We start from the raw sequence: 22,329 nt of genomic DNA, 5'->3' as shown, positions 1-22,329 counted from the left end.
GACTCGCAGTGAATCGCAGATCGTGGGGGGCTCGAACCTCGGCATGGTCAATTCCTATCCGCCACTTTTGATCATTTTTAGGCCGCCAACGACAGCTCTACCAGCTGAGCGTTTTACCTCGTCCTAGACAGGATATATCGGGTTACACGGTGTGTCAAATTCTTGTGGGGAGCAAACGACATCTGCTGGGCTGGTCGCATGGAATGGCATGCTGACGCGGTCACCCGCAATTCCGTGGTACTGCCGATGGTTTGTCATGTGCTCCAGCCGAGTCCGAATATTGGGTTGGTTAACCAAAGCCACCATCCCAGACGTCTTTCTCAGGCAACGGGAGAGGGAAATGGGGGGTCATCTATAGGATCGACCGTCGGCAGCCAACCAAGCTCTTGCAGATGTCGCCACGCCAGGTCGACCTTGTCAGGGGTCATCAACAACTTCTTGCGAGGTGTCCAGTCAGCGATCCGCACCAGGGCCTCCGCTGGGGTGGTTGCCTGTTCCTGGGTGGCGACCCAGTGCACCGTCGCCAGCAATTCGAGACTGAATGGCGTCTCGAACCCCTCAATTAATGCCGTCACACGCTCCAGCGACTGCTCGATCTCGGGGGAATCGAGCAGCGTGTTCCTGGCTTCTTCAGCCGCTCCAGGCAGCAGATGAATCCGTGAACCGCTCTCCCCCGTGCCGTAACCCTGGATGTAGTGCCCTTCCATGCGCTCCAAGACGTAACGCACATTATTGTCATATGGGCCGAACTTGCTCTTCTGGAAGTTCAGCTTGAGGTCGAAGCCTGCGACCTGTAGGAAATACATCAGCTTCTGCGCCTCGGTTCGCCCCAGTGTGTAATCGGGAAGCAGATACTCCCTGAACAGTCGTAGCATGGCAGCGCTGCCGCGAGTCAAGTGAGGACGTTTTGTGATCGGCCGCAAAATCGGTGAATCTGGATCAGGGTTCTGATCTGGTGGGTAAAGATAGACATGCACTTCAGGCAGAGCTGCGAATGCGCCCTCGATCAGGGGACGGACTTCGGCCCACTCAAGCCCACCGTTCCCACAGCCCAGGGCCGGGATGGCAATTGAGCGGATACAGTGCTCACGGACAACTCTCACAAGATCTTCGAGCCCGGCCTCGATGTAGTTGAGACGCGAACTCCCACGCCAGTGACGCTTCGTCGGGAAGTTGATGATGTACCTTGGCCCACTCTCCAGGCTCACGGGGAGTTCGGTGACGAACATCTTCCCGACCTCCACCTGTTCCGCCTTGCAGGCAGCCACGTAGGCCTGGTAATTCGCCGGATAGCGCCGCTTGAACTGTAGGGCTACCCCCTTCCCCATGACGCCCTTGGTGTTGACGGTGTTCACCAGGGCCTCAGTGTGGGCCTCAAGCAGGTTGCCTCGTTGCAGCTCGATCATCATTCACCTCCCCCCGTTCAGCTGACAGCGAAATGGTGCATCAATAGTACCAGTCCGGGCGTACCCTCCCCCGCAGGGACACCTGCCGATCACGGAACAGCCGGTCTACCCGCTGCTTCACATCGGAGGTACGGGTCGCGAATCCTAGCAGCCCACTTAGGGGCAAGAACCCCTGCACCAGAAACTCCGACTGCCGCTTCCGACGCTCCTCGTCGTTACGCCAGCCGGATGCGTGCAGGACTCGCCAGTCCAGCTGGCCAAGGTCAGCTGGGTCATCGAAATACCGGATGTCCACCCGCATCTCAGCGTGACCATCAGTGAACGCGAAGGGCAGACCCAGCTCGACAACCCGCTCCACTGAGCTCACCAGATAGACCACCTGCTGCTGCACCCTCGTCCCTTCATCAAGATCCTGCTTGTATCTGCGGTGAAGCATGGGCGATCTCGGCGTGAAGTAGAAAGGCACATAATCGTGCAGTACACCGCCCGGCCCAGCCTCTACTCGCCGCCGAGACCGACGTTCTTGGATGCGGGCGTCCGAGATGTCTGCGACTGGCTGGGCTCGCACCTTACAGTGGAGGCCGCCTGCGGTCAGGATGGACGGCAGGTTCTCCAGGGCCGTGAAGTGATAGATCAGGCACGGAGTCGTGGGCTGCAGCAGTTGGGTCAACCCGACGCCTCACGGATTACGTGCATATCGAACGTCATTACCCTTCATACGGTAGCCGATCAACGAGCCGGGCTTCCGCCGGGTCGGGCAATCGGTAAATCCACAGCACTCGTCACCGGCAGTCACTGGTGGGAAAGCCCATGGCCTGGGTCGCTGCAGCGCTCGCCCTGTCACAGCGTCACCGATCGGAGTTACCCTGCTGCGTATCTCTAGTACGACAGCGGATCAGTCCATTCCCTGGTGCCATCTTCTGCGCCCAATGAGCATCCACGGCGGTCACGCCCTAGCTACAGCACACCTCGAGCACCAGAACCTACGTGAAGTCGTGGTGTCGTGGTGTCGGCGACCAACTCCACTCCACCACCTCCATCCACAGACATTTCAACCGGTGATTTCGACACTGCGAACCGCTGGATCAGTGCCCTGGTTGCCAGCGGATGATCATAGAAAATTAGACCTATGAGTTAAGAATTTCTTCTATTTCCTGCTCAGTAAATTGTTGATCCGGCGACGAATTCAAGCCGTAGATCCCGCTGAGATCTAGCTCAGGCATAGACTCAATGACCTCGATGTCCCTCAACACCGTTTCGATACCCTCCACTTCTGCTTCTATCTTTTTGTACCTGTCAACACCATAAAGCTTGTCGTCCATGTTTGCTAGCTTTTCATGCTCTGCGTCCCTGACCAACTCGAGCTGATCTCTCAGCTCCTCCAATGCGTCCAAAAACTCTCTTTGGGCCGCCTGAGCTTTTTTTTCAAGATTCTTAACGTGAGTCCTGTCCCTTTCATTCATAGGTACCTCCTCGCCCCATTCAGCAAAGTGCCATCATACTTACATGTAGATGTTTTCGTTATGGCTCTTATACGCCTCGTGAACATGCGAAAAAACGGCAACAACGGCTGCGTTATATGCCTGCTGATCATACCAATCAGGGAGTGCGTCCAGCTCCTGCCGGATTGCCTGACGTACCTGTGCCCGAGCCTGCTGCTTCTTGCGCCAGTCGAGCACCAGGCGGTCGGACTTCAACTTGGCCAGCAGACTGCGCGCGACGGTCTTCACTGACTCACGATCAGTGTCGCTGAGCGCAACACCGGCGGCCGTGATCTGGTCGAACACGGCCAGTTCCTCTTCGGTGAGCCCCTCGCGCAGGGCCCGCTTGACCTCTTCACTGAGATCACGCCCCAGGCGCATGAGTTCCTCGAAGAAGGCCTCCACGTTGGCGGAGCCGGAGTTGTACTCCTGAATCATGGCCTCCAACCGGGCCGCGTAGTTCACGCGGGTCTTGTTGAGCCGGGTGAGGCGCTGCACCTCACCGTTCAGGGCACCGCGCAGCTTCTCGGCCTCGGTGCGCTTGCGCGGCGTCTTGTCGAATAGGTCGCGAAGCTTGTCGAAGTCCACCTGGCTCAGGTCGACATGCGACGTGCCCTCGCGGATGACGTAGCCGTAGGCCGCCACCGAAGTATCAAGGAGCGTCTCCACCTGGTGCATGACGCCGTCGACCTCAGGGTCGTCCTCCTCGTCGAGTTCCAGCCGGGCGGCCAGCACCACATAGAGCGCACGCTGGGCCGCGAACGCCTGGGCCGCCGGGTCGGGGAGCACGGCCTTGAACAGCCGGTTGACGGTATTGGCGGTGTCCGTGAAGCGCTTGCGGATGTCGTCACCGGCCAGCAGTGCGTCAGTGGCATCCTTGAGAAGTTCGATCTTCCGTTCACCAGTGGCAGCGATGATCGCGGCCGGATCGATTCCACGCGCCGTGACCTGCGCCTCCGCCTCTCCGATGGCCGCCTGGAGGGCCGCCACCAGTTCTGCCTTGTCCTGCACCGGGGTCTCGTCCGCGCCGACGCCAGAGCCGTTCCCGGCGCCATACACGGCCAGGGCGCGCTGCAGGTTCCGGAAGACGCCGATGTAATCCACGATCAGGCCGCTGACCTTCTCCTCCCAGACGCGGTTGGCGCGGGCAATGGTCTGCATCAGGGTGTGGTTCCGCATGGGTTTGTCGAGGTAGATGGTGCTCACGCTTGGCGCGTCGAAGCCGGTCATCCACATGGCGCACACGAACACCAGCCGCAACGGATCCCCCGGATCCTTGAATCGGCCCTCCAAGTCTTCCTTGACCATCCGCCTGCGGTGGGGCGTGATGTCCAGCCCCTTGTCCCTGAAGTCGTCAATCTCGTTCTGCGCCTGCGAGATCACCACGGCCCGGTCAGTTTCCCGCAGAAACTGCAGCCGGCGCAGCAGGGCGTCGCGCTCGTCCCCACTTGCCTGCGCCAGTTGGGCCTCGGCGAGCGCGATCTCGTCATTCCAGTAGTGCTCGACCTTGTTGAACATCCGGACGGCGGTGGCCTTATCGAGGCTGACGACCATGGCCTTACCGAACTGCCCCCGGCCCAGGAAGTGCTGCACGAGATCCTGCGCGATCTTCTCCAGGCGGTCGTCGCGCGTGATGAGCTGGGCCTCCCGGCTGAACTCGCGTTCCACCAGGCGCTCGGCATCCTCGTCCACCCCCTCGCGATCGAGCAGGTCTTCCATGTGGGCCTGCAACTCGGCATTCGTCAGCTGCAGCTCCGGGATGCGGTTCTCGTAGTACAGGGGCACCGTGGCCCTGTCCTGAACGGCCTCGCTGAAGTTGTAGACCGAGACGTAATCTCCGAAGACCTCCCGCGTCTTCTGCTCCCCTTCCATCAGTGGGGTGCCAGTGAAGCCGATGAAGGCCGCGTTGGGCAGGGCAGCGCGCATGTTCCCGGCGAAGATGTCGTACTGGCTGCGGTGCGCCTCGTCGGTCATGACGATCACGTTGCCGCGCGCGGAGAGCTGCGGGTAGACCTCGCCCTGTGGGGTATGGAACTTCTGGATCAGCGTGAACAGGAAGCGGTGATCCTCGCGCAGAAGTTCCTTGAGGTGCGCTCCATTGGCGGCCCGCACCCGCTCCTCCTGCTCCTGCACGGTGCCGGTGCGGGCGAACGTGGTGTAGATCTGCTGATCGAGTTCGTCGCGGTCGGTGACGACCAGGAAGCTCCAGTTCCCATGCACCTTGCGAAGCACCTTCCGCGAGAAGAACACCATGCTCAGGCTCTTGCCCGACCCCTGCGTGTGCCAGAAGACCCCCAGGCGACCACGGTTTTCGCCGATGCCCTCCAGCGCCTGCAGGGCGTTATTTACGCCGAGCACCTGATGGTTCTTCGCGAGGATCTTGGCCACGCCGCCCTGGGTTTCAAGGTAGACGGTAAAGTTCTCGACCAGATCGAGCAGCCGCCCCGGCTCGCAGGTGCCTCGCAGGAGCGTACTCAGCCCCACCCGGCGCGGCTCGTCCTCGCTGGCCACGCGCACCCACTCGGCAAAATGCTCCCAGCCGGCCGTCATGCTGCCCACGACCCCGTCAGTGCCGTTGGAGAGCAGCACCACACCGTTTGCATGGAACAGGTGCGGGATGGTCGAGCGGTAATCCCGCAGGTTGTCCCTGTAGGCATTCTTGAGGCGGCGATGCGTGGACTTCAGCTCGATGAACACCAGCGGCAGGCCGTTCACGAAGCCGATCACGTCTGGCCTGCGGGTGTACAGATCGCTCTTGACCGTCAGCTGCTGGACGGCCAGGACGGTGTTGTTCGCAGGATTGATCCAGTCGATGACGCGCACGCGATCCGGCTTTTCCCCACCGCCCTCGTCATCTGGAACCAGCACCGGGACGCCGTGAACCATCAGGTCGTACAACTCCTGGTTGGCTGCGACCGGCGAGAGGGCCGAGCGATCCAGCGTCAGCACCTCGACGGCTTGCTCGATCACGGAGGCATGGAGGCCTGGATTCAGCGTGGTCAGGGCCGCACGCAGGTCACGCGCCAGCACCACCTCCCGCTGGCTCTCGCGGCCCAGGGTGCCGTTGACTCCGAGCACCTCGTGGGTCGCGTCCAGGGTGGCCCAGCCCAGCTCGCGCAGGATGGTGAGGCAGGTCTCCTCGACCAGCCGCGCCTCGCTGAATTCACGCACGGACGATCTCGTAGGCCTGCTGGATGAGCGGCAAGACGGCCTCCACGCCTTCTAAAGTCGTCACCCTGTATTCGAAATGACCGTCGGTGAAGCCGGTCGTCTCGTTGCCTGGGTCGACCATCTGCCCCACACTGTCCGGATTGTCCAGCGCCGCCGGCAAGACGTTCAGTCGGACGCCAGCGTGGCCACTCCGGGCGCTGCTGTACAGCCGCATGAACTCCCTGGCTCCCTCGCCTGACGGAGCAAAAAACTTGACGCTCTTCTGGGTCGTCACCACCTCAATGTCATCGCTGAGTTCCGCCGTCTTGCTGGCCAACTGGGCGTAGATGGTTTTGGCCAGCTTGTATTGCTGGTGACTCACTGCCGGTGGCAGCGCGTCCGCATCGTCCGAGTCCCCGTCCTGCTGCCGGGTGAAGGCGGCCACGATGCCTGGCCACGCCCGTTCGAGCTCCTCCATGGAGCGGACAGGACGCGCCAGCCACTGACCGGACGTCACCCAGCCCTCGAAAGCGTCCGGCTCCAGGGCGGCCGGGGGGATCTTCACCGCCACGTTGATGCTGCCGGTTCTGGGCTTGACTTCCATGAAGACGCGGCGCGCCCGGAACGCCCGGTAAAACTGGGTCGAATGGGCCTGGATGTCGCTGCTCAGGCCAGTGGTGCGGGTCTCCAGCGCCTGGAAGACGGCCAGCACCTCCGGGGGAAGCTGCGAGAAATCGACTTCTTTTCCCACCTTGCCCTGACCAGCCGGGGTAGAGGCCTTTTCATTGCGCCAGAGCTGGTATTCGAGAGCCTGGTCCGCCAGGGCGGTGAACGCATCCAGATCAGACTGGGCCGACAAGGTGAGTTCGACGTTGCCATTGCCCGGCTTGCCCTTGCCCGTGATGTCCCGGGTCATGTGCAGGGGATCGTCGAGGTCGGCCGGCGGCAGGTTCAGCCAGCACTTCACCGTATCCAGGGCCGGCTGAGGCACGATGTCGCAGAAGTTGGTGCCCACCTTGTATGCCACGTAGTGCTTTTGCGGCATCTCCACGACCCGGTCGTCCAGAGCGAGCAGCCGTTCTCGAACCTGCGCGAACAGGGTACGCAGCGCCGGGCTGCTGGTCTGCAGGTGATCGTCGACCGTTCTGACTTTGCCGCGCTGGCGTCCTTCCGCCCGGAGCGCCGCAACTTCTTCCGGCGAGAAGGCCGGGAAGGGCCAGAGCTCCAGCGCACGTTCGATCAGCTCGCTGGCCCGGTTGACGATCACGCTCTCAGTCCACGCGGGCAGCGCCGCGATCTTACGGGTCATCAGGAGTCGGCTATGCTCGTAGCCTTTCGGCTCGGGCAGGGTCTTCTTCTCGCTGAACGGCCGGTCGCCCAGTTCGCTGTTGTAGCCGGTGAGCGTGAGGTTCCCCAGCATGTGTACCAGCCGCCCCTGCACCTCCGGCCAGGCCGTGCCCAGCATGTCCCGCCACTCCTGGCTGAGATCCTCGTTCTGGGGCATGACGTGCTCGATGGTCAAGTTGGCGCTCTGGAACTTCTCCTTCGGGTTCATGCTGCGTTCCAGGCGCACGAGCAGCGGCTTACAGACGTTCAGGCGGTAGAGGGCCGCCTCACGCAGCGCCCGCGCGAAGGGCTCGTTGCCTGGGAAGCCGTCCTGATCCCGATCCTGGAAGCGGACGAGGGCGCGCAGTAGTGAGCGCAGATAGTCCTGCTTGTTCAGGTCGCGGCCCAGCCCCGCGAAGAAGCGGTTGAGCGGCGAGGTGCGCTCACCCACCACGGCGCGGCGCAGGAGGAACGCCTCCAGCGCCCGGAGCGAACCCACCAGATCGTCATCCGTCAGCAATCCCTGCTCGTGATCTTGCAGGAGTTCGAGCACGAACGGGGAGATGATCCGCAGGCGGAGTGCCATCAGGTCTTCCATGGCCACCTGCACGTCCGCGTTACCCATGCGGGTGGGGTCGATGATGCCCATGTACAGCTTGCCCAGGTGCGCCACGTCCCTGACCAGCGTCTCGACGCCTTCATCAGCCGGGCGTGACGACCGGTACGCCTTGAACGCCGCGTACACCTCCTGCTCATTGGGCAACCCGCGCGTGCGGAGCGTCAGGAAATCGCGCATGAAGCGGTCGAACGTGCCCTCCTCGGTATCTGCGAACCCCTCTTCGAGCTTCACCCAGTAGTCACGGCTCAGCATGTCCTGCTCGGCCGAGGGAAGACCCATCAGCACGTTGTTCCGGATCAGGTCAGCCTGGGTCAGATCCTTCCCGGTGCTGTTTAGGCTCTCGAAGATGAGCTGCGGGTCGTCGCGCCCTTCCTCCAGCGCGACCGTGACCACCTGGAGTTTATTGACGCCCCGCAGCACCTCTTTCAGGTTCACGCCGGGCTGGCTCAGCCGCTGACGGAAGAAGTCTGCGCCGGCCTGGATCTCGCGCGACACCTTCGGGGGGAGCGGCCCATTCCCGATTAGATGCCGCAGGGTATCCCTGTCCACGTGGGTGGGCGACAGCTTGTAGCGCGAGTCTCCGGTGAGGTTTTTGTTCACCAGATAGTCGTTGCGAATGTCGGCGGCGTCCACCACCTGGGTGTCGCTGGTGCCCTCTAGCGGCAACTCCAGTTCGCCGACCTGCGCCAGTTGCTCCGACAGGGCCAGCATCAGCAGGGTCAGCGTGGTCAGGCGCTGCTGGCCATCGATCAATCGTGCCCGTTTGAGGTTGCCGGCCATGCTGCCGGTGCGCTCCATGAACACCACGGAACCCGTGAAGTGCATCCCCGGCTTCGGATCACGCCCGGCCCGCAGGATGTCGCGCCAGAACTGCTCGCGCTCCGGCGTTCCCCAGGAGTACGGACGCTGGTAGAGCGGCACCTCAAACTGCTTGGTGCCCTCCAGCAACTCGGCCAGTTTCGCCTGCTCTGCAATCACGCCACCGCCTCCTCTTCAACCTCTGCCCCAATGGCTTCCAGCCCCAGCCCCCGCACATCCAGCGCAGAAACGTCCAGCTCGCCCGACACCAGCCGGGGCAGCAGCAGGTCACGGGTACGGCGGAGGTTGGCGTTGCGCTGTCGGAGTGCTGAGGTCAGCTCTAGAGCTGGGGCTACCACCTCGGTGAAACGCTGCACAACCTTCTCCGGAGGCAGGACAAGTGGCAGGATCGCCAGGCCCTTGGGCGAGATCCGTTGATGGCTAGACGAGGTACCCGAAGCCATTGCTGCCAGCCGTTCAAGTAGCTCGGGGGCCGAGCAGAGGCAATACAGCCAATACTTTGAGTAGCCACGTGCGGGGAGCAGCGGCAAAAACTCCGTTGACGCGATCTGACGGCTACCCATAGAGGCCGGCGGCAACCAAACTCTAGGGATCCGCGGGTTGAGCTTAGGTAGAAGCACACAATTCTTGGGCACACGGTTCTTGCTGCTCTTGATCATTTCTCCCAACTCGACAACTGGGCGTTGGCCCTCATCGAAGGCAGGGAGGCTAAAGTGTTCAAACTCCTCTTCGGGGAAGTGTGCTGGATTGAGTGTGGTACTGAACACGACCGCTGCGTCGGAAAACGTGCCCCTCTCCCACCCTTCAGGCATCCGCCCGTGCTCGTCTTCCACGAACTCGGCGGTGTCGTGGCCGGGGAAGCGGTATTCCACGAACCACTCGCGGTAGAGGGCACGCGCCATCTCCTCCAGCACCTGCACGCGCCTCGTGTTGTTCTCGATCAGATCATCGTATGCAGAGAGGACTGTTGCGATTTTGCGTTGAATGGGGAGAGGGGGAAGGGGTAACGAAAACTCCTCAAGAGTACCTTTCGTCAATGCTTCTCGAGTGGCACCCCCTTGAGCAAGGCTCAACAATCTGTTCTTACCCAGAGGTGAAGTCAGGTAATACATCAGATATAAAGGCGAAACCTTGTCCTTGTGACCGCGAATAATTGCTACATGCTGATTAACCCGAGCAGGAAGCGCTGAACTTGGCACCTTGCAACATCTAGCGACCGATGCGCCAGTGATGTTCAACAACACATCATCCACTTGCACAACAACATTGTCGAGCTGTTTTGCTTGCTCATCACCAATTCTTGCCAAGTTGTCCCAATTAAAGGACATATCGTACACATTCATGCTGCGTATGAGCGCAATACCTTCAGCAGCGTAGCTCTCTTTGCCACCGCGCGGCGTCGCCCCACTCCCAATTTTGGTTGTGATCGCTTTAAGCGGAGCTTCAGGCCAGGACTGTGTCATTCATGGCCTCCCCATTAGCGCCCTCTAGCAAAACCTGAACGTTTTCACTGATGCGCACTTCAAGTTCGTGCGCTTCCAAGTTCAGCACCTCCAGCTCCTCGCTCAACTCACCCAGGCGCACACTAAAGTCGAAGTCATCGGCCGCTCGCGCCTGCACGCCTATGTAGCGGCCCGCGTTCAGGCTCCAGCCCTGCACCTCGATCTCGGCGCGCGTGGCCACTTTGCACAGGCCAGGAACGTCGCGGTAGGTACCATTCGGGAAGTGCTCCTGCATCAGCGCGTCGCTGCCGTGCACCGTCTCGGTGGGCTCGCCCCGGTAGAGGTTAGCGATGTTCGCGATGAACTCGATCTGCGCCGCGCTCAGCTCGCGGATGGCGCGTGTGACCGGGGTGTAGATGTGCCGCGCGTCGATGAACAGCACCTGATCCTCACGGGGGGTGCCCTTCTTCCGACGGTCGAAGAACCATACGGTGGCAGCGAGAGGAACCGTGTAGAAGAGTTTAGTGCTAGTCGCCAGCATGATATCCACACCGCCGTCCTCAATCAGCTGCCGACGAATCTCCATCTCGCTGCCGCGTGCGTCGCTGGCGCTGTTTGCCATGACGACTCCGGCACGTCCGCGTTCATTGAGGCTAGAGTAGATGTACTGCATCCACAGATAATTGGCGTTGTCACCCGTGGGCACGCCAAATGGCAGGCGCGGATCGACGCCGATTCTGTCCTTATCGACGCCACTGACATTGAAGGGAGGGTTGGCCATGGCGAAGTCAAACTTGCCGGGGCTGGTGTGAGGATCCTCGTAGAAGGTGTTCGCCTGCTTGACGTCGCCGGAAAGCCCATGGATGGCCAGGTTCATCTTCGCGAGCCGCACGGTCTCGGCCGTCTTCTCCTGACCGTAAACGCTGATCTCGGCGTTGGGGCTCCTGCGGTGCTCCTCGACGAAGCGGGCGGACTGCACGAACATGCCGCCCGAGCCGCAGGCCGGGTCGAAGATACGGCCGTGGAAGGGCTCCATGATCTCGACCATCAGCTTGACCAGGCTGGTCGGGGTGTAGAACTCGCCGCCCTTGCCGCCCTCGTCACGCGCGAACTTGCCGAGGAAGTATTCATAGATCTTCCCGAACGCGTCGCCCTCCAGGCCGTCGGCGATCTCGGCGAAGTTGAACGCCTTGAGCAGGGAGATCAGGATAGAGTTGTCGAGCCGGTTGTACAGCTTGGGCAGGACGCCGCGCAGATCTTCGTTGTCCTCCTCGATGGCCCGCATGGCGTCGTTGATGGACTGCCCCACGTTGGCACCCTCGGGGAGTTGCAGCAGCCACGAGTACCGCGCCGCCTCGGGCACGTAGAGTACGCCGGCGGCCTGATAGTCGTCCTTGGTGATCCCGCTGCGCCGGCCAGTTCCCTCACCCATGCGGGCCTTCGCCTCGGTGAAGCGGTAGTCGGCATAGGCCAGGAAGATCAGGCCCAGCACCGGGACGCTGTATTCGTGGCTGCGGAGCTTGCTGTTCGCGCGCAGGTTGTCGGCGGCGGCCCACAGGCGGCGCTCGACTTCGGTCGTATTGGCTGGCATCGTGTGCTCCAGAATACTCGCCTGGATCCACGTGCCGGGCCACAATTGAGCGCCTGCATGCGGGATTTCGGGGTGAACACGCCACGTGCCGCCGTTCTCCTGCCGCGCCGGCACGTAGCAACGGACAGCGAAATCGCGAACATCACCCCACGTGGCGTGGCTCACCCTCAACACCACACCAGTTCGAGCGCATAACACCCAAGCGCCGAACGAAAATGGATGAAACACCCGGCAGCCGGACCTGAAGCGCACGATTTCTGGACGACCTGGGTGCATGCATTACCACGCCCCAGGATCGGCCCAGAAAAGCTCGCTGCCATGCACGATACGGCGGTCTCCACCACTGTTTGTTTGTGCCCGACAGGGCACTCACACGTGGCCAACGCGGCTGTATGGGACGTCCGGCCCATGACGATAACCGCACTGCTGTGGTGTGGGGGCTGGGCCTCACCGCCCACACCGTCGCTGGCAGGAAAGGGAAGCCGATCGTGCAGGTCCTCAGTGAGATCGCAGCTCTCCGGCTGCCACTGAGTTCAGTCCAATTGGCGGACCCTGACGGCTGGATACGGGGAGAGTTCGCGGCACCTCAGGCAGGTATGTGGAACGACCTCACCGCACAGGCGATGATCTGGGCAATCGTGAACCGATGGTAGAGCTTCGCCTCAGCAGCGGGGATGACCACCGCGTGCGTACACGACCACAGCTGGTCGAGCCACACCACGACGTAGCCCAGGTCGTCCGCAGTCAAGGCGTGGGACAGGGTAAGTCCCATGAAGTCGACTCCCGACCGCATCGTCCGGATCAGGATGCGGTAACGGCCCTGAGGAGTGACTAGGAAGGCCGGCGCGTTGACGCGCCGCGGGATGACTACCTGCCACTCGGCATGGCCCAGCTCACGGCACAGGTACCTCACCAGATTCTGCCGACGGTGGAGGGCACGGCGACTCTCCCGGTGACGAGGAGCCAGGCGACGTGGCCCAATCGCCGCGAGACGATCGGTGAGGGTGTGGATGAACGAGCGGACGGGACGAGGCATGAAGGGGTTCCGGGTCGTCAGGGTCATAGGTGCTCCTGCGCAGCCAGGCGGCAAGATTCTGTGCCGGCCGTTGAATTGGTGGTGGGTCTGCAATAACCCGTACGTAAGGTGGAGCTCAGCGGCCTGGCTCCACCTGCGGCAGTTGGTATCGCAGTCAGGCTCGAATCCCCTCGACGCTTGGCATCAGCCATTCGGCCATCTCTGGCGCGCGCTCCAGCATGGCCACTTCCGACGCGTACTGCAGCGACCAGCAGGCGGTCATCGGCGAGTCGGTATGGAAGATGTCCACGCCGAACTCGGCATTCCCGGCAGCGGTGTGCATGATGACCCACGTGCGCAGGTCGGTGACGACGCCCAGGGCAGCGTGCATGCTGTCCGCGCGGACGACAGTGTGACCCTCGCGGGTCTCGAAGATCAGTTCCTGATTCATTTTTTCTCCTGTGATGCTCGGGTTCGGCGTGCCCTGTGCAGCCAGAAGGGTTGAGAGGTATGGCCCGGTCACCCCCGGGGAGTAGGGGGGAGTCCTGACAACCTCGCCGAGGCCAGGCGTTGCGGGGCGACGTCACCGAAAGTTGCCGGCCCTCGTGTCACGGGCGACCGCCTGGATCACCGACAGCTGCGGCTGCTCGGTGTCCAGTCGGTGCCCGACGGACAGGGGGTTATAGGGGGAATGTCTGTCTGTCGAGATCAGGCGAGCATCGAAGTGGCCGCGAGTGTGAACTGGTTACTCCGGCCCACACGTGCCCTGGTAACCAGACCATCATTGACGGTGTCACTCAGGTCGCGCTCCAGCGATTTTCGGCTCCGGCCGGTGACTTTCTGGTATTCACCTTCGAGGTCATCCACGGTGCACGGCCCGTTGCGTAGCTGTTCGAGCAGCCACTCCCGCCGCTGATCCTCGTGTTCAGACGCGTCCTCGCTCTGCGTACCATGGAGCAGCGGATGACCGGAGGCGTCCCAGCTGAGCGGCTCCACACCGTACCGGGACTTATCTGAATTCAACTCCAGCATCCTCGTCCGCCGATTAAGGGTCAGTTTGAGCATCATGTCGGACAAGGCCTTAATGCGCTGACTTCCGTCGTACTGGACATTGCCCTTGTTGGTGTGATGCAGCACGACGATCGCTGTACCAGACTGGTGTGCGAGATCAGCCAGCGGCTTGAGCACCAGTTCGGCCACGCCGTTCGAGTTGACGGCATTCTCGTGGCCGGTCTGATTGCTGAGCGAAGCGTAGGAGTCCAGGATGACCAACTGGCAACCATCCGCGATGGCCGCCTGAATCAGAGGTTTCAGGTCGAGCAACGGCACATCGTGTTCCGCTCGGATCATACCCCGGAGACCCAAGCGGTTGCCGTAGCGCCGAAAGTTCTGCTCACCCATCTCGTAGTCGACGTACAGCACGTTGGATTTACCAGCAGTGCGACCGTAGAAGTCTGTCTGGTTGGCCACCGCATTGGCCAGCTGGAGTGCCACCTCGGTCTTTCCCAGGCCGGAGGGGGCGTACAGGACGGTCAGTGCGCCCGCAAGCAGGAGGCGATCGACTAGGGACACCGGCTCTGGCACCGGCGGCAATTCTTCCCAGGCCGTGTGGAAGAAGCGGCCTGTTGTTCCCTCAGCTGGGGTGGGGCTAGGCGATGCGTCCGCAGAACTCCCGATCTGGAGCGCCAAGGTCAATGCGTCAGTATGTTCGTGGGAAAGCGTAATGGTGTTCTCCTTGAAGATGCGGCGTCGGCCGCAAGAAAGGACGAATGGGAAAACCTCCCGAACCCCTTCGGGAGGTCATGGGCTGAATACGGAGGGCGGTCAGGCGCTGAGGGCCAGCAGGTGCATATCGAGCAGGCTCCAGTCGTTCCTGATCACGTCGTAAGGGCCACCGGCACGAATCCGCACGTCGAGGGGCAGGTCGTGCGTGGGGAGGAGGTAAAAGTCAGGCGCCCCAAACGCGCGTAAGGCCACCAGCACCACCAGTTCGCAATCGGCGGCGTAGTCCTTGGGGTACGTGTAGCCGCCATAGAAGCTCCGCCGTTCCCGAGGCAGGCGGAAGCGCCAGGAACCATCCGCAAGCTGCATGGTGGCCTTCACGTCGACCCGCTGGCCCTGAATCACGAAGTCGCTCTTGTCGTTGTTGGTGGGCCGCATCACGACGCTCAGCCCACGTGCACGTGCAGCTTCAGCCACGAGCTGCTCCCCCTCCTCACCGCGGAGAGCGGTGACTGAATTGGTCTTGAGGCCGAGTTTCTGCCGGTAGCGCTTGGCCGTCGCGATGCTGACCCCGGCGCTCTGGGCGATGCCTGGATCGAGTTCTCCTGCTGCGTATGCCTCCTTGATGCGTTGAACCTGATGAAGTGAAATGGCCATGGGCCTCCCGACGCGCACCCGACCGGGGCCGGGGAGTGGGGCGGTGTCTTCCAATGTCGCCAAGGATGTGCCCCAGGCGTGGACCTGGGGCTATAGGTGGGTCAGGTTAGTAGGTGTCTGGACTGCGCGTGCCGTCCTGCCACCAGTAGAGAGCACGTGTCAAGCCCCCTGTTTGTGAAACACCCCAAACTACGCGAGAGCGCGGCGGGCCGACGCTAGGCGGGTCGGGCGGGCCAGCGGCTGGGCCGCGCTTGCCAGGCAATCTGGCTAGACCCGGCCCACATGACGGGCCGCACAGAATTGACCCGATCGGGCACAGCAGGTGAATTCAACCGGAACGCCGTCAGAAGGAACCTCGCTGCTCAGTCAGCCCTAATAGGTTCAGTTGCCCATCCAGGAGGGCTGCCAGCCGACCGGGTTCCCGGAACCCAGCGTCATGCGTGCTCACCTCCCGATCCGCCATCACGCTGAGATCAAGCCACTGCCGGAGGCGCGCTACCAGCAGCAAGCCCGCGCCGTCACTTCCGTAGCCCTGGATCACGAGCGGCACGGCCACATCGGGAAGGTGCAGGAAGTCAGCCCCTGGTTCACGCAGTCCGGCAAGACTCCAGTCAGTCAACCCAAGGACGACGCTCTGGGATGGATCGGTGATGATCCAGGTGGACTGCACGACGCCATGCGTCGGCACCAGACGAGGAGCCTGTGGCAGGAGTCGGAACCAGGAAGCCAGCCACCGCCGCTCCACTGCTGTCAAGCGACCAGCGGCCTCGAGTTCGTCGAGCAGGCTGACATCCAGCGGCCGGGGGCCTGGGGCATCTGTATGCCGCGGCGTGATGCCGGAGGCGTGTAATGCCCGCAGGTACCGCCCCAGGGCCACCCACGTCGATTCATGCACTTCGTGGTCTTCATCGAACCGGAGCGCGTCCGGGAGGAGCAAGTGTTGCACGCTGGCAACGTAGTCAGCCTGGGCGGCGTCAAGATTCAACAACCGCGGGGCTGGGACATGGAAGTGCTCCAGGACGGCCAGCATTGCGGCGTCCCGCTGGATGTGCGGCGCCGCATTACCGTCGGCTGGTGCCCAGCGCAGCACGCGCGCCCCCTGCCGCAGACGCCACTCCTGTCCACCCTTGAAGTGCTCCAGGGTATAGTCGTCATCCAGCGCGAATCCAGCCCTGACAGCGACGCCTTCAAAGGCCTCCGGAACCGTCACAGCCGGTCTCCGGGCGAGAACCGCAGATGGGCCGCCTTCAAGTCCTCGTCCAGGAAGTTCACGTAGCGGCGCGTCATCTCCAGGCTGCTGTGGCCCAGGATCTGCTGCAGGGTGAACACGTCTCCCCCATTGCGCAGGAACTCCACGGCGAAGCCCCGGCGGAAGGTGTGGGGCGTCGTCTCGGCCCGCTCGAAGCCCTCCTGTGCGGACAGGCGCTTGAGCAAGATGGAGATGCAGCTGCGGGTCATAGGCTGACCACGCCTATTGAGGAACAGTTCGTGGATTCCAGCGTGCCGAGGGTGCCGCTCGCGCAGCATGTAGGTGTTGATGGCCGACAGGGCGCGCGTCCCTATCGGCGCGCTACGCTCCCGGTCGCCCTTGCCGATGACGCGCAAGACGCCCTTCTCAGGCTTCACGTCGTCCTTGCGCAGGGAGATCAACTCCTCGAGCCGGACGCCAGTGTCGAAGAAGGTCAGCACGACAGCCGCGTCTCGCAGCGGCTGATCGGAGCGCTTGGAGGCTTTGAGCAGCCGCGACACCGCGTCCGCTGTCATGGTGGCCATGCGCCGGCGAGGCAGCGAGGGGCGCTCCAGTCGGGCAGAAGGATTGACCGTGAGCAGCTCTTCGCGGTGCGCCCAGCCGAACAGGGACTTGAGGGAACGCACGTGTGCATGGATTCCACCAGGGGCAAGGCCTTGACCCTCCAGCCACACGATGAAGTCCCGCAAATGACTCACCCTGATAAGGTCGGGGGAGGTCGGCAGGCTGCCTGTGGCCGCCGCGAACCGCTGCAGAGCCCGCTGTGTGGTGCCGTAGAAATGCAGGGTGGTCTTGGCGCGGCGCTTGATGCGAAGGTGGTAGTAGAACTGCTCCCAGAGTTGATCCCAGGTCACGAGTGACCTCCTCTGACGAGTCCCGGCTGGTGGGTTGTGGAGCACACGATCACGGTTCGTTGTGCCGAGTTCATGAACCGAGTCCAAAACAAAAAATCCCCGTCTGTGACGGGGTTTTCTGTTCTTGGTGGCCAGGGCCGGACTTGAACCGGCGACCCAACGATTTTCAGTCGTTTGCTCTACCAGCTGAGCTACCTAGCCGTACTCCCCATGTGGGGAGGGTGTGGCGGTCCGGACGGGATTTGAACCCGCGACCTTCTGCGTGACAGGCAGATATGCTAACCGCTACACTACCGGACCGTGCTGGTGATGGTGAGATCGCTGCCAAAAAGCAGCGGGGTTAAGGATAGCCGCGCTTCCTGATCTTGTCAATGCGCGGCCCACTCAGACCGGGCGTGTCAGAAGGGCACGGTGCGGACACTGTGCAGCGGCGTGCGGTGCTGGGGGTCCACGAGCAGTTCGAGGTACTCGCGGGCGTGCAGGGCGTCGATCATCGCGAGGCGGTGCTCCTGGTCGAGCAGCACGCCATCATCGATCTGGGTGTGGCCATACACGCCGAAGCTCAGGCCCGCCATCTCGACGTACTCGGGCGTTTCCCGGAACCAGCGTTTGGGGCTGTGGTCGGCGTAGAAGAGGTCGTCGTAGTGGCTGTGGGCGGGCAGCGGAGACACGTGCGCGAACTGAAGCGTGCCGACCCTGATCTCGCGCGGGAAGGCCTGCATCCACACCCGCAGGTGGTCCGGGAGCATCAGGCCGCCGTGGTCCGGGTCGAATTCGGTGTGCACCACGCCGCCGCTGGTGCCCAGCACGTAGTTGGTGTTCAGCACGGCGTCGTCGTGGTTGCCGAGAATGATGTGCACGGCGTGCGGGGCCGCGTCCTGGTAGGCCTTGAGGGCCTCGAGGTGCTTGACCTGCTCCCGGGCGGCGAGAAAGAGGTGTTCCGGGTCCCGCGCGTCGAAGCGGGGCACACCGGCCAGCCGGGCGTACTCGCGCTCGTTCTTGGGGTGGACGAGGTCGCCGATCAGGATCACCTGAAACAGACCGGCGCGGACCGGCGCCGTGGGCTGGTGGGCCGCGTCGGCGCAGCTGGCGGCGCGCAGGGCGCTCCAGAGGGTGTCGAAGTCGGCATGCACGTCGCCGAACGCCAGAAACTTGTGCATTGAGGGCCAGTGTAAACGGCCGGGCCGCTCCTGAGCCCGGAGGTCTTTCACACTCGGGCAAAAGGGCAGGGAGCAGCGTTCAGAAGAGCGTGGGACGGCGGGGTTCGGCGAGCGGGGCGGGCGGCTCGCCCAGGTGGATGGTGGCGATCAGGCCGCCGCCCGCCGCCGCGGTGAGGCTCACGTCTCCGCCGTGTGCGCGGGCGTAGCGGCGCGCCAGAGGCAGGCCCAGACCGTGCCCGTCCCGCCGCCCGAGGGGACCGCGGTCGTGGGGCAGGAACACGGCGTGCAGCTGGTCAGGGCTCAGACCGGGGCCATGGTCGCGGACGGTGATCACCGGGGTGCCGTTCGCGCCGTGGAGGGCGACCTCGACTGGACCGGCCGTGTAGGTCAGGGCGTTCTCGACCACGTTCTCCACGACCTGCCGCAGTCGGTCCCGGTCCACCGCCCACATCAGCGGTTCGGCGGGCACGGTCACGGTGACGCGGCCGGACGCGAAGGAGCGCAGGACCGCGCGCAGGTCCACGTCCTCGAGCCGCAGGGCCACGTCGAGGTACAGGTCGTTCAGGCGCGTGAGGTCGGCGCGGCTGGCAAGCTGCGCGGCGCTGTCCTCGATCAGGGACAGCAGGTGCTGCTGGCGTTCGGCCGTGTCGGCGTGCCGCAGCAGGTCGCTGGCCAGCAGGAGCGACTGCAGGGGGCGGCGCAGCTCGTGGCTGGCGAGTTGCAGGGCCTCGCGCTGCCGGGCCTCGCGGCGGGCGTGTCGGTGCCGCTCCGCTCGCCACAGCGCGAGGGCGCGGACGATCAGCAGCATGCTCAGCACGCCGGTGATGACCGCCGTGCCGATCAGGAACCAGCGCATGGACGTCAGCGCGCGGACGTACTGTTCACTGAGCCGGCGGGCCTGCTCGTCCGCCTGGGACCCCAGTTGGATCGCCTCGAACGAGGCCGCCCGCAGGGACGCGGGGGTGCCCTGCTGAAGCAGCTCCGCGACGGTGGCCAGCCGGGCCGCGCCCTTGTGCTCGACCACGTCCAGCGACTTGAACTGGCTGGGGTTTGTCGCGCTGGACAGCGCGCGGTCAAGGGCCACCTGCCGCTGCTCGGCCGTCAGGTCCGGGCTGAGCGCGGCGAGTTCGGCCGTCTGGACGTCCTGCGCGAGGCCCTGGTAGGCGTAGAAGCGTTTGCCGTTGTCGCCATTGATCAGGGTGCGGTACGCGGGCTGCGTGGCGAGCAGCAGGAGGCTGACGGTCAGGGCGGCGGGCAGCGCGGCGAGCAGGCCCTCACGCAGCGCGACCAGACGCGCGGCGCCGCGCGCTGTCCGCTGCAGGGCGGCCCTGAAGTTCACGGGGCAGGCGTGATGCGCTCCGCGAACCACACCCACGCGGCCGAGTACGTTCCCCGGTGAAACCGTTCCGGCTGGGCCGGCAGCACCACCGTCAGCGGGCCTTTCTTGAGGGTGGGGATGGGCCGGCCGTCGGCGGAGTACGCGAGCATGATCGGGTAGTTCATGTAGTCGCTGGCCGCGATGGTGGCGGCAAACCCGTTGGCGGCGGCCAGCCGCACGTCCTGACCGGCGAAGCCGCCCAGCAGCGCGAGGTCGCGCAGGGCCACACCCTCATAGGTGTAGTCCTGGCGCAGTTGCATGTGCGTGGTGCGGTAGCGCACGGCCGGCAGCGACTTGAGCTGACGCAGCGTCAGGGTGCGGTGAACGCGGCCGTTGTCGATGCTGAACACCGTCGCCTCGCCGGGCAGGACCGGCGGCATGGTGCGGGCGGGGTGGGCGTACTCGAACACGGGAATGCCGGGCAGCGGGCGCTCGGGTGCGGTCGGGGCGCCCGTCGCCGCGTCTCCGGCGCCGGCCACCAGCAGGGCGCACAGCAGCACGCCGGCGCGGCGAGGCCGGACAGGGCGCGGGGCGGCCGCGATGCGGGGAGTCACGGGTCCAGTGTAACGGGCGGCCCCGGAGCGCCGCACCGTGCGGACTCGACGACCATTCACAGGTGGGCGCATCAGCCTGTGGTCATCCGTAGGGCGCACACTGCCGGTATGAAGAAACGCCTTGCCCTGACCGTCCTGGGCGCCGCCCTGGTGGCCCCGGCCCACGCCGCGCCGAAAATCAGCGCGCAGAGCATCATCGTGAACCCGGTGCCCAGCCCCGTGAACGTGCGCGTGTGGACGGACCGCGACAGCAGCGGCACCGGCACGCCGGACTACGCGCCGGGCGACAAGATCCGCCTGTACACCTCCGTCGCGCAGGACGCGTACGTGTACCTGTTCAACGTGGACCCGTCCGGGCAGATCGACCTGATCCTGCCCAACCGGTACCAGGGCGGCGGGAACTTCCTGAAGGCCGGCGCCGTGAAGGTGTTCCCCGGGGCCGGCGACGGCTTTACCTTCGACATCGCCGCGCCGTACGGCGTGAACAAGGTGCTGGCGCTGGCCAGCCGCACGCCCCTGAACATCGACGACATCGCGTCGTTCAAGAGTCAGCAGGGATCGTTCGCGAGCGTGAGCGTGCAGGGCCAGGGACAGCTGGCGCAGGCACTGAGCATCGTGGTGACGCCGGTGCCCGACAACGCGTGGGACAGCGCGACGGCGTACTACCGCGTGGCCGCGCGCCCGGTGCCGCTGGCCGTGCCGGTGCGGCCGGTCCCCGTTCAGCCCGCGCCCGTGCAGCCGGCGCCCGGGGCGGGCATTCCGTGGGGCGCGGGGCGCGAGTGGGCCGCGATGGACCCCCGGACGAACCTGCGGCAGGTGCACGACGAGTACGTGGCGCGCCTGCGGGTGGAGGGATACGTGCTGGTGCAGTCCACGCAGACGCGCAGCGAGATCCGCAGTGAGTTCCGTAGCGCCCGCGGCGGCAAGGCCGAGCTGCGGGTGCGCCATCGGGGCAACCGCATCCTGGTGACGATCGAGCGCGACGGCACCGAACGCGACTGAACGGACCCGGGCGGCCCACCCGACCGGGGGTGGTGCGGGCGCGGTCCGGCACGCCGAGAGAAAAACCTAATATGAAGGCCAGGTGAATGCTGGCATGATGCCGGCATGGAACTGCTGCTCGCCGGGCTGGCCATCGTGATCTCGCTGGTGCTGGCCGCGTGGCAGGACCACCCGGCCGCCCAGCGCAGCCCCGCGCGCCCGCCCCGTCGGCGCTGAGCGCGCCCGTATACTCGCCGGACATGGCTCCCCTGTGGCCCGGCCGCACCCCCACGCCCACCTCACGCGCGGCCCTGCTTGCGCTGAGCGCCCTGGGCTGGACGGTGGTCCTGGCCCCGCCGCCCGGTCCGAAGGTCGTGGCGGCCGTCGCGCCCCACACCAGCAACGCGGACTTCTGGCCGGGCATCCTGCTGGCGACCGCCGTGCGGCTGCCGGTGCGCTTCCTCGCCAAGCGGGAGCTGTTCACGTTTCCGGTGGGCGTGGTCATGCGGGCGCTGGGCGGCCTGCCGGTCGACCGGCAGCGGGCCGGGGGGAACGTCGTGGACGCGGTCGTGGCGATCATCGACCGCGAACCGGAACTCGTGCTGGCCGTCGCGCCGGAGGGCACCCGGGCACGCGGCGAGTACTGGAAGACTGGCTTTTACTACATGGCGCTGGAGGCCGGCGTGCCCATCGGCGTGACGGTCCTCGACTGGGGGCGACGGCGGGTCGGAATCGTCGGGTACGTGCAGCCGACCGGAGACCTCCATGCGGACTTCGCGCACATCCGCGCGCTGCTGGAGGGCGTGCGCGGCCACACGCCCGGTCAGGAGACGCCCGCGTACCCCCGCCCGGTGCAGGACGGCGGCCCCAGCCGGCTGTGAGTCCCGGCGACCCCCGGCTGTAACGGGCGCGTCACGCCCCGGTC

The 22,329-nt window shown here is 64.3% G+C and carries 18 protein-coding genes and 2 tRNA genes; 2 read left to right on the top strand and 18 right to left on the bottom strand.

Annotated features, from left to right (window positions below; translation table 11 throughout):
- Positions 1 to 320: 320 nt before the first annotated feature.
- From darG to HNQ07_RS22570, 18 genes are all read right to left on the bottom strand, one after another.
- Positions 321 to 1,409 carry a type II toxin-antitoxin system antitoxin DNA ADP-ribosyl glycohydrolase DarG gene (darG, locus tag HNQ07_RS22655; protein WP_221275298.1) on the bottom strand — a complete coding sequence of 363 codons (1,089 nt, stop codon included), beginning with the start codon at positions 1,407 to 1,409 and terminating at the stop codon, positions 321 to 323.
- A gap of 37 nt (positions 1,410 to 1,446) precedes the next feature.
- Positions 1,447 to 2,076 carry a type II toxin-antitoxin system toxin DNA ADP-ribosyl transferase DarT gene (gene darT / locus HNQ07_RS22650; RefSeq protein WP_184116074.1) on the bottom strand — a complete coding sequence of 210 codons (630 nt, stop codon included), beginning with the start codon at positions 2,074 to 2,076 and terminating at the stop codon, positions 1,447 to 1,449.
- Positions 2,077 to 2,533: 457 nt separating this feature from the next.
- Positions 2,534 to 2,869 (bottom strand): hypothetical protein, encoded by a 336-nt coding sequence (locus HNQ07_RS22645; protein WP_184116072.1) that lies wholly within the window; start codon positions 2,867 to 2,869, stop codon positions 2,534 to 2,536.
- Between the two features lie 39 nt (positions 2,870 to 2,908).
- Positions 2,909 to 6,058, bottom strand: a complete 3,150-nt coding sequence (locus tag HNQ07_RS24480) for a type I restriction endonuclease subunit R (protein WP_184116071.1) — start codon at positions 6,056 to 6,058, stop codon at positions 2,909 to 2,911.
- Positions 6,051 to 8,960: a DUF262 and DUF1524 domain-containing protein gene (locus HNQ07_RS22635; protein ID WP_184116069.1), complete on the bottom strand. Its 2,910-nt coding sequence runs from the start codon at positions 8,958 to 8,960 to the stop codon at positions 6,051 to 6,053. The genes HNQ07_RS24480 and HNQ07_RS22635 overlap by 8 nt, the downstream gene beginning before the upstream one ends.
- Positions 8,957 to 10,264, bottom strand: a complete 1,308-nt coding sequence (locus tag HNQ07_RS22630) for a restriction endonuclease subunit S (RefSeq protein ID WP_184116067.1) — start codon at positions 10,262 to 10,264, stop codon at positions 8,957 to 8,959. Before HNQ07_RS22630 ends, HNQ07_RS22635 begins: the two co-directional genes overlap by 4 nt.
- The gene (locus HNQ07_RS22625; protein ID WP_229832329.1) at positions 10,245 to 11,999 is read right to left on the bottom strand and encodes a type I restriction-modification system subunit M; all 1,755 of its coding nucleotides are present in this window, start codon (positions 11,997 to 11,999) and stop codon (positions 10,245 to 10,247) included. Before HNQ07_RS22625 ends, HNQ07_RS22630 begins: the two co-directional genes overlap by 20 nt.
- 421 nt (positions 12,000 to 12,420) lie before the next feature.
- Positions 12,421 to 12,897 carry a hypothetical protein gene (locus HNQ07_RS22620; protein WP_184116065.1) on the bottom strand — a complete coding sequence of 159 codons (477 nt, stop codon included), beginning with the start codon at positions 12,895 to 12,897 and terminating at the stop codon, positions 12,421 to 12,423.
- Between the two features lie 127 nt (positions 12,898 to 13,024).
- The gene (locus HNQ07_RS22615; protein WP_184116062.1) at positions 13,025 to 13,300 is read right to left on the bottom strand and encodes a hypothetical protein; all 276 of its coding nucleotides are present in this window, start codon (positions 13,298 to 13,300) and stop codon (positions 13,025 to 13,027) included.
- A 257-nt stretch (positions 13,301 to 13,557) separates the two neighbouring features.
- On the bottom strand, positions 13,558 to 14,544 hold the full coding sequence (locus HNQ07_RS22610; protein WP_184116060.1) for an AAA family ATPase: 987 nt from the start codon (positions 14,542 to 14,544) through the stop codon (positions 13,558 to 13,560).
- 129 nt (positions 14,545 to 14,673) lie between these two features.
- Complete coding sequence (locus HNQ07_RS22605; RefSeq protein ID WP_184116058.1) at positions 14,674 to 15,228, bottom strand: hypothetical protein; 555 nt, start codon at positions 15,226 to 15,228, stop codon at positions 14,674 to 14,676.
- A 343-nt stretch (positions 15,229 to 15,571) separates the two neighbouring features.
- Entirely contained in the window at positions 15,572 to 16,438 is an 867-nt protein-coding gene (locus tag HNQ07_RS22600; protein WP_184116056.1) for a phosphotransferase family protein, read from the bottom strand.
- The gene (locus tag HNQ07_RS22595; RefSeq protein ID WP_184116054.1) at positions 16,435 to 17,331 is read right to left on the bottom strand and encodes a tyrosine-type recombinase/integrase; all 897 of its coding nucleotides are present in this window, start codon (positions 17,329 to 17,331) and stop codon (positions 16,435 to 16,437) included. The genes HNQ07_RS22600 and HNQ07_RS22595 overlap by 4 nt, the downstream gene beginning before the upstream one ends.
- Before the next feature lie 125 nt (positions 17,332 to 17,456).
- Positions 17,457 to 17,532: transfer RNA gene (locus tag HNQ07_RS22590), tRNA-Phe, on the bottom strand.
- 23 nt (positions 17,533 to 17,555) lie between these two features.
- A tRNA-Asp gene (locus tag HNQ07_RS22585) sits at positions 17,556 to 17,631 on the bottom strand.
- Positions 17,632 to 17,729: 98 nt separating this feature from the next.
- The gene (locus HNQ07_RS22580; RefSeq protein WP_184116052.1) at positions 17,730 to 18,491 is read right to left on the bottom strand and encodes a metallophosphoesterase; all 762 of its coding nucleotides are present in this window, start codon (positions 18,489 to 18,491) and stop codon (positions 17,730 to 17,732) included.
- 79 nt (positions 18,492 to 18,570) lie between these two features.
- A complete protein-coding gene (locus tag HNQ07_RS22575) occupies positions 18,571 to 19,830 on the bottom strand; it encodes a sensor histidine kinase (RefSeq protein WP_229832328.1) in 1,260 nt (419 codons plus the stop codon).
- Positions 19,827 to 20,423: a hypothetical protein gene (locus tag HNQ07_RS22570; protein WP_229832326.1), complete on the bottom strand. Its 597-nt coding sequence runs from the start codon at positions 20,421 to 20,423 to the stop codon at positions 19,827 to 19,829. Before HNQ07_RS22570 ends, HNQ07_RS22575 begins: the two co-directional genes overlap by 4 nt.
- A 108-nt stretch (positions 20,424 to 20,531) precedes the next feature.
- On the opposite strand from HNQ07_RS22570, the gene HNQ07_RS22565 reads away from it, so the two are divergent.
- On the top strand, positions 20,532 to 21,425 hold the full coding sequence (locus tag HNQ07_RS22565) for a DUF4384 domain-containing protein (RefSeq protein WP_184116050.1): 894 nt from the start codon (positions 20,532 to 20,534) through the stop codon (positions 21,423 to 21,425).
- 239 nt (positions 21,426 to 21,664) lie between these two features.
- Positions 21,665 to 22,285, top strand: coding sequence for a 1-acyl-sn-glycerol-3-phosphate acyltransferase (locus tag HNQ07_RS22560; RefSeq protein WP_184116048.1), 621 nt, complete (start codon positions 21,665 to 21,667; stop codon positions 22,283 to 22,285).
- Positions 22,286 to 22,329: the final 44 nt, after the last annotated feature.

The sequence above is a fragment of the Deinococcus metalli genome (assembly GCF_014201805.1).
Lineage (GTDB): Bacteria > Deinococcota > Deinococci > Deinococcales > Deinococcaceae > Deinococcus > Deinococcus metalli.
Note: the sequence above shows the minus strand (reverse complement) of the source record. Positions and strands in the feature narration are given on the sequence as shown.

Bases quoted from the DNA above. Each gene is read 5' to 3' on its own strand.
- HNQ07_RS22645 (WP_184116072.1), bottom strand. From the start codon at position 2,869: ATGAATGAAAGGGACAGGACTCACGTTAAGAATCTTGAAAAAAAAGCT.
- darG (WP_221275298.1), bottom strand. From the start codon at position 1,409: ATGATGATCGAGCTGCAACGAGGCAACCTGCTTGAGGCCCACACTGAG.
- HNQ07_RS22620 (WP_184116065.1), bottom strand. From the start codon at position 12,897: ATGACCCTGACGACCCGGAACCCCTTCATGCCTCGTCCCGTCCGCTCG.
- HNQ07_RS22630 (WP_184116067.1), bottom strand. From the start codon at position 10,264: ATGACACAGTCCTGGCCTGAAGCTCCGCTTAAAGCGATCACAACCAAA.
- HNQ07_RS22560 (WP_184116048.1), top strand. From the start codon at position 21,665: ATGGCTCCCCTGTGGCCCGGCCGCACCCCCACGCCCACCTCACGCGCG.
- HNQ07_RS22605 (WP_184116058.1), bottom strand. From the start codon at position 15,228: ATGGCCATTTCACTTCATCAGGTTCAACGCATCAAGGAGGCATACGCA.
- HNQ07_RS22615 (WP_184116062.1), bottom strand. From the start codon at position 13,300: ATGAATCAGGAACTGATCTTCGAGACCCGCGAGGGTCACACTGTCGTC.
- HNQ07_RS22565 (WP_184116050.1), top strand. From the start codon at position 20,532: ATGAAGAAACGCCTTGCCCTGACCGTCCTGGGCGCCGCCCTGGTGGCC.
- HNQ07_RS22580 (WP_184116052.1), bottom strand. From the start codon at position 18,491: ATGCACAAGTTTCTGGCGTTCGGCGACGTGCATGCCGACTTCGACACC.